Annotated in this window: 11 protein-coding genes; 5 read left to right on the top strand and 6 right to left on the bottom strand. The window is 49.2% G+C overall.

Annotated elements, in window-relative coordinates:
• Positions 1-262 precede the first annotated feature (262 nt).
• A complete protein-coding gene (locus L3N51_RS12065; RefSeq protein ID WP_238027466.1) occupies positions 263-487 on the bottom strand; it encodes a hypothetical protein in 225 nt (74 codons plus the stop codon).
• A gap of 11 nt (positions 488-498) precedes the next feature.
• Between L3N51_RS12065 and L3N51_RS12060 the strand changes: the two genes are divergently transcribed.
• Entirely contained in the window at positions 499-1,152 is a 654-nt protein-coding gene (locus L3N51_RS12060; protein ID WP_238027465.1) for a DUF72 domain-containing protein, read from the top strand.
• On the opposite strand, the gene L3N51_RS12055 is transcribed toward L3N51_RS12060, so the two are convergent.
• Genes L3N51_RS12055 through L3N51_RS12045 form a run of 3 tightly spaced genes read right to left on the bottom strand, consistent with a single transcriptional unit; the run spans position 1,127 to position 5,074 of the window.
• A complete protein-coding gene (locus L3N51_RS12055) occupies positions 1,127-2,221 on the bottom strand; it encodes an MFS transporter (RefSeq protein WP_238027464.1) in 1,095 nt (364 codons plus the stop codon). The two genes, L3N51_RS12060 and L3N51_RS12055, sit on opposite strands and share 26 nt — an antisense overlap.
• A 36-nt stretch (positions 2,222-2,257) precedes the next feature.
• Positions 2,258-3,391 (bottom strand): MFS transporter, encoded by a 1,134-nt coding sequence (locus L3N51_RS12050; protein ID WP_238027463.1) that lies wholly within the window; start codon positions 3,389-3,391, stop codon positions 2,258-2,260.
• Positions 3,392-3,442: 51 nt separating this feature from the next.
• Positions 3,443-5,074, bottom strand: a complete 1,632-nt coding sequence (locus tag L3N51_RS12045) for an NAD(P)-binding protein (RefSeq protein ID WP_238027462.1) — start codon at positions 5,072-5,074, stop codon at positions 3,443-3,445.
• A 117-nt stretch (positions 5,075-5,191) separates the two neighbouring features.
• Between L3N51_RS12045 and L3N51_RS12040 the strand changes: the two genes are divergently transcribed.
• Positions 5,192-5,518, top strand: coding sequence for a hypothetical protein (locus L3N51_RS12040; protein WP_238027461.1), 327 nt, complete (start codon positions 5,192-5,194; stop codon positions 5,516-5,518).
• Here the strand turns inward: L3N51_RS12040 and L3N51_RS12035 are convergent.
• Positions 5,510-5,800, bottom strand: coding sequence for a hypothetical protein (locus L3N51_RS12035; RefSeq protein ID WP_320057104.1), 291 nt, complete (start codon positions 5,798-5,800; stop codon positions 5,510-5,512). The genes L3N51_RS12040 and L3N51_RS12035 overlap by 9 nt on opposite strands.
• Before the next feature lie 134 nt (positions 5,801-5,934).
• On the opposite strand from L3N51_RS12035, the gene L3N51_RS12030 reads away from it, so the two are divergent.
• Complete coding sequence (locus tag L3N51_RS12030; RefSeq protein WP_238027459.1) at positions 5,935-6,186, top strand: VapB-type antitoxin; 252 nt, start codon at positions 5,935-5,937, stop codon at positions 6,184-6,186.
• On the top strand, positions 6,177-6,593 hold the full coding sequence (locus tag L3N51_RS12025; protein WP_255776338.1) for a type II toxin-antitoxin system VapC family toxin: 417 nt from the start codon (positions 6,177-6,179) through the stop codon (positions 6,591-6,593). Before L3N51_RS12030 ends, L3N51_RS12025 begins: the two co-directional genes overlap by 10 nt.
• Before the next feature lie 112 nt (positions 6,594-6,705).
• Here L3N51_RS12025 and L3N51_RS12020 read toward each other — a convergent pair whose 3' ends face one another.
• Positions 6,706-7,092 (bottom strand): hypothetical protein, encoded by a 387-nt coding sequence (locus L3N51_RS12020; RefSeq protein ID WP_238027458.1) that lies wholly within the window; start codon positions 7,090-7,092, stop codon positions 6,706-6,708.
• Positions 7,093-7,158: 66 nt separating this feature from the next.
• On the opposite strand from L3N51_RS12020, the gene L3N51_RS12015 reads away from it, so the two are divergent.
• Complete coding sequence (locus tag L3N51_RS12015) at positions 7,159-8,739, top strand: APC family permease (RefSeq protein ID WP_238027457.1); 1,581 nt, start codon at positions 7,159-7,161, stop codon at positions 8,737-8,739.
• Positions 8,740-8,834: the final 95 nt, after the last annotated feature.

Below are 8,834 nucleotides of genomic sequence, written 5' to 3'. Positions count from 1 at the left end.
ACGCTCCCACCCAGAATCAACCCGTCCTGGCCCAACTTAAATTTTGTCTATTATAGCAATATTGTTGGACACACTCCCTATTCCAATCTTGTTAACAATTTGTGTTTTTGTGTATATAATGCGAATACCTCAGAAGATTACTGTCTAACGTTAGCTGAGGCCTGTTCATTGATGATAATTGCAGGTCATAACACTGTATGCTTTCAAACCTGTAACTGATGCTGGAGAAGACGTCATCTACCTCTTTCAGACATGGCCGACCCTATCGTCCCCTTCTCGATCGCGACCTCAACTCCCCTCCCAATCCCTTAAGGGTGTACCAAAGCTGTCCATTGTACCGGTTGAGGTAAGGCGTCCCCTGAGACATGCCTGTCAAGGAAACAGGAAGCTTCATCTCCAGGGCAGGGTGGCTCTCTGCTCGATACGTTTTCCTCCCCAGGGGAATTGTGGTGCCCATGGTTCGAGAAGGGTTTTTATCAACCCTCACAAACTTATCCCATGAAAATATACGTAGGAACCTCTGGGTGGTCCTATCCATGGAACAAGGGAAGATCGCTTGAGTGGTACGTCGAGAACACGCCTTTTCAAGCTGTGGAGCTGAACTCCAGCTTTTACAGGTTACCTAGGACCTCCACAGTGAAGGGATGGGCTACATTCAATCTCAAATGGTCGGTAAAGGTCCACAGGGAAATCACCCACGTTAAGAGGCTCAAGGACGTGGATCTCAAGGGGTTTGTGGAGTTATTTCGCGATCTGGATCCCAGATTCTATCTCTTCCAGTTACCTCCCAGCTTCAAGAGGAGTGAGGAGAATGAAGGGAGAATCCTGGAGACGTGGCGCGCAGTGCCAAATGCCGTGTTCGAGTTCAGGGATAGGTCTTGGTTTGAGTCTCCTCCACCTGTACCTCTCGCATCTGTGGATTCCCCCATGGGAACCTATCTCTTCCCTGGAAATGTGTTTTATCTGAGAATGCACGGAAGGGAAAAGTGGTACTTTCACAATTACACCGACCAGGAGCTCGAGGAGATTGCCAGGAAGGTGGTGGAGATTAACCCGGAGGAAGCCTATGTCTTCTTCAACAATGATCTATGGATGCTTGAGAACGGGAAGCGTCTTCTGGAGATATTCAAATCAATGCCAGGTACAGAATAGCAGAGGCTAGTCCAATTCCTCCCACTGTGGGCCACGCTACCTCTCCTCCCCTGGTGAGAAGGAACGCCGACATGGATGAGCCAAGTGTCCTTCCCATGGAGGTAACGAGGCCATATATTCCAGAGTAGGTTCCCCTGGCCTCGCCCTCGGCCAGGGAGGTGGAGATGGACTGCGACAGGGGAGAAACAATCATCTCCGCTATGGTTATTCCCACCACATCAAGGAGGGCCTCCCAGAAATCGTTGACCAGGAATACAACCCCGTAACTCAGTGAGTAAATTGTCATTCCCACAGCTATCCACCTCCTGTAATTGCCCGAAATCCTCTCCCCTATCCAAGTCTGCAGGAATATAATGAGTCCTCCATTCACAGCATAGAGAAGTCCAACCTGCCACACAGCAATCCCGAGCCCGCTGTAGTAGGTGACCAGGGGAAACCCCAGCTGACCCATCACCGTGAAGGTGAGCAGGGTTGGGATCAGGAACAGGGTGAACTTCCTGCTGGGAAAGAAGAACTTCACCCTCCCCTTATGGTCGGGAAGGGAGTACACGAAGGGGATTGCCACCACGGAAAGAACTCCTCCCAGAAGGAGAAGTGGCTTAAATCCAATCTCTCCCAGCAGAACACCACCTATGGCTGGGCCTATTGCCCACCCGGCGTTAATTCCAACACGTATTACACTGAACGACCTCACAAGTTGCTTGAAGTTACCACCCATGTCCCCTACACTGGCCATGTTCGCCACTGCATAGATACTACTGAAACCTGACTGGAGCAGGACCATTCCCACCACGCCCGCAGTGTTAAGAAAGAAGGCGAGAGTTAGCACCAGGGAGGAGAGTGATGTGGCGAGGGTCATCACGAGTCTCCTCCCCAGGTAGTCTGTCAGGTATCCCCCTATCACGTATGCGATGGAGGAGATCACCAGTTGGGTTAAGTAGAACTGACCCACCTGAACCAAGGAGAGCCCCAGGTACCTATAGAGGCCAAAGCCTATGTAGGGCCAGATGAGGGAGGACGTGAGTGATCTAATACCACCAGAGAAGGCCAGCTTCGTTACGTGGTTCATTTACCACGAATAACTTCTTGAAAAAATAAAGTCGAGTCATCCTCTGATCTGTTCCAGGGGTTTGCCCGTGGTCCTGACGCCCCACGCTAGAACAATCATCCCGGCCAGAAGAGCCACACCGCTCAGCATGAGGAAGGAACCTAACTGGTTCAACGTGTAACTGGAGGCGAAAAGTATTGGCCCCACAGCCCCTCCGAGGTGTCCCAGTCCATCCGCTATTCCGTAACCTAGCGTCCTTATCCTAGTTCCAAATATCTCAGAGGTGTAGGTATACATTATGGGGAACTTGAAACCTTGCAGGAACATCTCAGCGAAGCCTAGTGCTAGAAAAGTCACCCCACTGGAGAGGAACCATCCCAGAATCACCGCTCCGGCCAGCAAGTTGACTAAGGCTACGCTGTACTTCCTCTCAAACCTGTCATTTAGAAGTGTGGCCAAAACTACACCCAGGGGATCCCCATAAAGTATGTAGGTGAAGTAGAGGGAAGTATTGGAGAAACCGTGAGAGCCTATGAACTGGAACACAGGATCGGCGAACAGTGCGTACCCTGTGAAGTAGCTGAGGAACCATACAATGGTCATGACAACCATGCCCCAGTCGAAGGTGAGCCTTCCCCTCCTCTCGCTCCACATCCTGGATTCCGGCAGTCTCACTCTGGTTACCAGGGCCACAAGGGACACCAGCAGACCGGCTAGGAAGAGGAACCTCCATTCTCCGTTCAGGAGAACTGCAATGGGACCTACTATCAGGGTTGTGAGGAATCCTGAGGCCGTGACTAGACCCACGGCTCTCCCCCTCTTCTCAGCCTGAACCGTCTCAGAAATGTACGCAGGGACCACGCTCAGTTCCCCCTCAATTCCCAGACCTATTAACAGTTCCGCCGGAATCAGCCACGTGAAGGATTGAGCCATGAAGCCCACCAGGGACCCCACTGAGACAAGTGCCATGGAGAGGAGTAATCCAGGCTTCCTACCACGCAGACTGGATAGGAGCCCGTTCATGGCCCCACCCATAGCGTAACCGATCATCTCAGCGGAGAGGGGTAGGCTAGCAAGAAGTGATGAAGCGTGAAACTGAGTTCCAGCGTAATTTATGATGTATGGAACGTTAAAAATGTCCCAGAAGGTCAGGGACATTCCCAGTGATAGAATTACCAGTTTCCAGTTCATAAGAGAAGAGAAAGTTTAAACTATTTAAGCTTTCCTAGATCTTTTTAATCCTCAGGGCTCGTAATCTAATGCCATGAAGAATCCCCTGGACACGGCTTGCCCAATGGTGGGTTGCTGTCTAACGAATTCCCTGAACTCCACCTTTCCTTTTCCCTCCTTGACCACCGAAATTCCCCTCTCGGCATAGGCCTTCTCTAGAAGGTACCTTCTAGTCCTGTCCAGATGATGGAGACTCCTCTCCGTGATGTAGACCTTGTTTCTCTCGGCCCACTTGAAGGCGTAGTCCTGATAAGCATACAGGTTTGAATCTATGAGGATCTCGGAACCCTCAACCTCCTTAAAGGGCGGTTGTGTCTTGTCTGGAACGGCCCATAATCCATCGTCCTTGCTTCCCTTCTCGTTGAGGTGAATCTCAACGTGGAGTCTCCTCAACTCCTTCTCGTAATAGTCCAAAATGGTCAGGAACTCACTCTTCCAGGGATCCATGATCCAGTTAAGCTGACCTCCCAGCTTGTCCCCCTGTTCCAGGAGGATGACCTTGAATCCCCTCTTGGCCAGAACCCTGGAAGCCTCCAGTCCCATGAGTCCACCGCCCACCACTGTTACCTTCCCTGAGCCAGGTTTTAGCGGAAGGAGTTCCCAGCCAAGTTCAGGATTGACGTCACATCTAACTTCCCTGCTCGCAAACCCCCTGCATTGCTGATTGCATCTAATACAGTATCTCACTGGCTCTCCCTTAAGGCTCTTGGGTAACCAGTCCGGGTCAGCCAGGAGCTGTCTTCCCAGGACCACGGCGTCCGCAACCTCAAGGACCTCCTCGGCGTCCCTCAGAGTTATGACTGAACCCACAAGCAGAAGCGGAATTCTGGGCCTTCTCATCTCCTTGGCGTATTCCACGAAGGCCGGTCTCTTCCAGTACATGGGCATGGATGAGCCGAGGGGTCCATCTCTCCCTGCCGATAGATGAACGTAGTCGAGCTTGTCCTCCACACGGGAGATTATTCTTGAAACCATCTCAGGAGTGAGTCCAGTATCGTCGAATTCCGTCACGCTCACCCTTAGCCCAACCGGAATTGAGACGCGACTCCTCACCTCTTTAATGAGCTCCTCCAGGAAAACCACACCGTCCGAGTACCTATCAGTCCTCTTGTTGGTTGCGGGAGAGAGGAACTGGGCAATCAAGTAACCGTGGGCACCGTGGAGTTCAATACCATCGAATCCTGCCCTCTCCGCCCTCTCTGATGCCTTCGCGAAGTCCTCTATGACCCTTTTAACGTCATCCTCACTCATCTCCTTGACCGGATCCATGATGGGAATAGGAGAGGGGGCTATGGGCTCGTTTCCCCAAATGAAACTTTTTCTGGTCTTCCTTCCCACGTGAACAAGTTGCACGAAAATTTTGGATCCCCTCCCATGCACCGCATCAACTAACCTGGAGAATTTGGGGACGAGCTCGTCGTCGTAGAGACCCAGTTGATTTGGAGACCCTCTAGCGTCTCTTCTGTTCACGTAGGTGTATTCCGTAATGATTAACCCCGCCGAGATAGCCCTCCTAGATAGGTAGGCAATGTGTTCGTTACTGGGATAACCCTGAGGCGTTCCGAGGTTGGAGATCATTGGTGACATCACAACCCTGTTCCTGACTTCCACATCTCCTATATTGAATGGTTCCAGAAGTTTCATAACCTGCGCTATAGTCTAACAAATTTTTAAGATTATCATTAGCACTAACTTCGTTAAAATAGCTAAATGAAGAGTAATAGTAAAAAAAGTTTTAAGTTCCAAAACAGAAAATGGAGTATGAGAGTTAAGTCCGTAAATGTGGAGAGAAGCGGGATCGAGTTCTGTTACAACCAGATCTCTGTCATGGTCTATCTACGGGATAAGGAGATGAGGATAGCAGAGGAGATCACGTATGAGGTCGCTACGGGACCTGTTGTCTCAAACGTTCAGATTGTGTTGAGGGACGGGAAGGTCTATCTGGATTCTCCCTTTGGGGAGAACGTGATAGAGAATCCCACAAATATTGTGAAGGGATTGGAGGAGATCCTGGAGGGGATTAAGGAGAAACATCCCTCAGTATATGAGAAGTACAGGGAGTTTCTGAAGGCATATCAGTCAGGCTAGCCTTCCCATTTCCTGGGTATGCCCTTCCATATCCTCAAATACCACAGTTCCGTCCTCCTTAATCACCACGTAACCGGGTTTACCTCCGCAGTTATAGGGGAAGGCCAGAAGACCCTGAGTTTTCAATGCCGAGATGGCATAGACGGGCATGAGAGAATCGTCCATGTTTAGGGCAACGCAGTTTGGAATTACCTTGAAGAGGGCATTGAGAACGTCATTCAGAAGCGTCTCGTATTCATCACCGATCTCCCTCATTCTCTTAACCTTACCCACGATGTCCATGGGGAAGTAGATCACATGGGAAATAAAATACTCATCCTCGCGTTCCACAAGGTTTGAGCTGTCTCTGTATAGCCAAGTAAGTACATTATTTGATTATGCGTAATTCTTTTAATATACGTGGGCAATTCTTACATATGCCAACCATAACAATCAGGGTTGATGATGATCTCAAGAGAAAGATGGACGAATTGAGTTACATTAACTGGAGCGAGATAATAAGGAGGAAAATAGAGGAGGTAATAGAGGAGGAGAGTATAAGAAAGAGGAGAAAGGATGTTAAGAGGATAGAGCAGGCCTCGGCTAAATCCTATGAGTACTTCCTTAATTACGGGGGAAAGAGATCAGAGGAAACAGTGAGGGAGTGGCGGGATAAAAATTGGCAGTAGTGGATGCCTCTGTTGTCATTAAGTGGTTCGCGAACGAAGAATACAGTAAGGAGTCCCTGCTCCTCAAGGAGGCCTATGTGAAGGGAGTGGAGGACCTGTCAGCCCCTTGTATTCTCCCATTTGAGGTACTTAATGGACTAAGATATACGTATGCGTTAGGGAAAAAGGAGCTTGAAGAAATTGGTAAGATCCTCGCAGACTTTCAGCTTACTCTCTATGACCTTGAGGATATAACCAGGGATGCCGTGTCCCTTTCGTTAATATATGGAATAACCCTGTACGACGCCTCATATATTGCACTCGGCAAGGTCCTAGATCAAAAGGTCTATACTGCTGATGAGAAATTGCTCAGGAAAGTGAGAGACCTTGGTTTCGTGCTTCACATAAGGGAGTACAGGACTGAATGACATCATCTCTAACTGCAACGTCAAGTTACATAAGGGAACCAGTCCTTTATCCAGACGTATACCTAGGACGTCAAGGGAATTATCGCGTATGGACCTTCAATCTAAACTCATTCTAGCATTCGGGCATCCCCTCATTCATTTTACGCACAATTCTGGAAACAGCGTCCTCTAACTTAAGGTAACCCAACCTTTTGGACATCTCCCTCATGGCGTACAAGGAGATTGAGGACTTGGCAATACCCACGGCTCTAACTATTTCAACCTTCTGGGAAAGATTCACCAGCTCACAGTCCGAGATGGGCTCTCTCACCCTGACCTCGTACACCACGCAACCTCCCTTGATGCAATGCTTCATGCAATGAACTAGGACACCATCCTCCAGTAAGACGTCCTGAAATGGGTTCCTACTTGTAAATATTCCATCAGAAATTTTCACCATCTGTACCCTTTCACTCCCCAGGTCCTCCATATTTCTCCTTATCACTAGATTTTCATCCATTACCTTCATTAACATAAGGAAAGTTTATATACTTTAGGTTGACCCTAATATTAGGTTGACCCTAAAATGTCCAATCAAAAGGCAGTTCCTAGATTAAAGAAAGGTGTTGTTGGAACGCTCGAGGCGGTCGCTCAGGAGATAGCGGCGATGGCACCGGCCTGTGATACCGTGGCCTTCATCACATCAGCTGCAGCATTTGCCTTCGTGCTGACACCCTTTGCCTTTCTACTGGCCATGCTTACCATGTTCATAGAGGTGAACACTCTATACCATCTATCTAAAAGACATGCCAGCGCTGGGGGATATTACGGATACGTGGCCACAGCTCTGGGTCCCTTCTGGGCAATAGTGACAGGGTTGATGTATCCCGTGTATCAGATAGCCAGCACGGCGGCCATTCCAGTTTACGTTGCGGGTGTAGTACTTCCAGGGGTACTGAACTACTTCTTTGGAATTAGCTTACCAGGATGGATATGGATTCCCTTCATTTTGGGCTTCATTCTGGTGCCCATTGGACTTGCGATTGTTGGAATAAGGCCCCAAATGAAGTACATCAGGTACGCCGCCATGACCGAGATTGCCTTCCTTGCTGTGACCTCCCTTTATATCATCTTGAGAGCTCCAGATAATACGCTGAACGTGTTTAATCCCTTTGCATGGAACTCGGTGTACGGGTCCCAGTTCGCACCTCTGGGAGGTCCAATTGCAGGATTGGGCCTTGGAATGATATTCGGATTGACCAGTTTCATAGGGTATGGAGGCTCCGCTCCTCTTGGCGACGAGGTCAAAAACAGTAAGGCGATAACTAAGGCCCTGATGTTAGGAGTGAGCATAGTGGGTATAGTCCTAACAGAGGTGAGCTATGCCTTAACCGTGGGATGGGGAGTTGATAACATGACCAGTTTCGCCAACAACAGTATACCTGGAATAATTGTGTATGCCCATTTCATGGGGATAGTGGGTGGTCTCATGCTTGCCCTATTTGCGTTCAACTCTGCCTTCTCCGACAGCGTGGCCATGCAATCCAACGCCGGTAGGGTGTACTTCGCCATGGGTAGGGACGGGATTCTCCCCAGGTTCTTCGCCTACATTCACGAGAAGTGGATAACTCCAAGTAAGGCTCTCCTGTTCGTGGGCATTGCCTCCAGTCTGGTTGCAGTACTGTCAGGGTTCGTAATAGGGTTCCTATCTGGCGTCTCGCCTCTCCAGATGCTCGCGTTGAGCGCAACTTCCCAGCAGGTCTCCTCTGCTCTAGAAAACGCGTTTGATTTCCTCACCACAATTGCGTTAGTTGGATTCATCGTGGCGCACTTTGCAAATAACACTGCAGTGATGGTAATGTTCTATAGACTGAAGGAGAAACACGTTGGGATAAACCAGCTTCTTCACCCAATAATGCACTACGTTTTGCCTGCCATTGCTACCGGAGTTTTTGCCTTCGTTCTTTACGAATCCATATGGCCCCCCGTATTCCCCGTCACTCAAGCGGTGATTGTTGGGGTAGCGTTTCTGCTGTTCTCAGTATTTTACACCCTCAGGATAAAGAGGACTAACCCCAACGCTTACAAGAATGCGGGAATTACCGTGAACATTGTGGAAGAGGAAAAAATTCATGAGAAGAAGGGAACCGAAAACAGTGCAGAGTGATCAGATCTTGACCTCATATAGCATTTCCCTGAACTTGACGTCAGTGCCTCGGCCCTTGAAAAGTTTTTTACCAGGGTAATACGCGTTTTGAATAA

This window comes from Metallosphaera javensis (ex Hofmann et al. 2022), assembly GCF_022064045.1.
Taxonomy (GTDB): domain Archaea; phylum Thermoproteota; class Thermoprotei_A; order Sulfolobales; family Sulfolobaceae; genus Metallosphaera; species Metallosphaera javensis.
Note: the sequence above shows the minus strand (reverse complement) of the source record. Positions and strands in the feature narration are given on the sequence as shown.

Bases quoted from the DNA above. Each gene is read 5' to 3' on its own strand.
- L3N51_RS12060 (WP_238027465.1), top strand. From the start codon at position 499: ATGAAAATATACGTAGGAACCTCTGGGTGGTCCTATCCATGGAACAAG.
- L3N51_RS12055 (WP_238027464.1), bottom strand. From the start codon at position 2,221: ATGAACCACGTAACGAAGCTGGCCTTCTCTGGTGGTATTAGATCACTC.
- L3N51_RS12050 (WP_238027463.1), bottom strand. From the start codon at position 3,391: ATGAACTGGAAACTGGTAATTCTATCACTGGGAATGTCCCTGACCTTC.
- L3N51_RS12045 (WP_238027462.1), bottom strand. From the start codon at position 5,074: ATGAAACTTCTGGAACCATTCAATATAGGAGATGTGGAAGTCAGGAAC.
- L3N51_RS12040 (WP_238027461.1), top strand. From the start codon at position 5,192: ATGAGAGTTAAGTCCGTAAATGTGGAGAGAAGCGGGATCGAGTTCTGT.
- L3N51_RS12035 (WP_320057104.1), bottom strand. From the start codon at position 5,800: ATGGACATCGTGGGTAAGGTTAAGAGAATGAGGGAGATCGGTGATGAA.
- L3N51_RS12030 (WP_238027459.1), top strand. From the start codon at position 5,935: ATGCCAACCATAACAATCAGGGTTGATGATGATCTCAAGAGAAAGATG.
- L3N51_RS12020 (WP_238027458.1), bottom strand. From the start codon at position 7,092: ATGGATGAAAATCTAGTGATAAGGAGAAATATGGAGGACCTGGGGAGT.
- L3N51_RS12015 (WP_238027457.1), top strand. From the start codon at position 7,159: ATGTCCAATCAAAAGGCAGTTCCTAGATTAAAGAAAGGTGTTGTTGGA.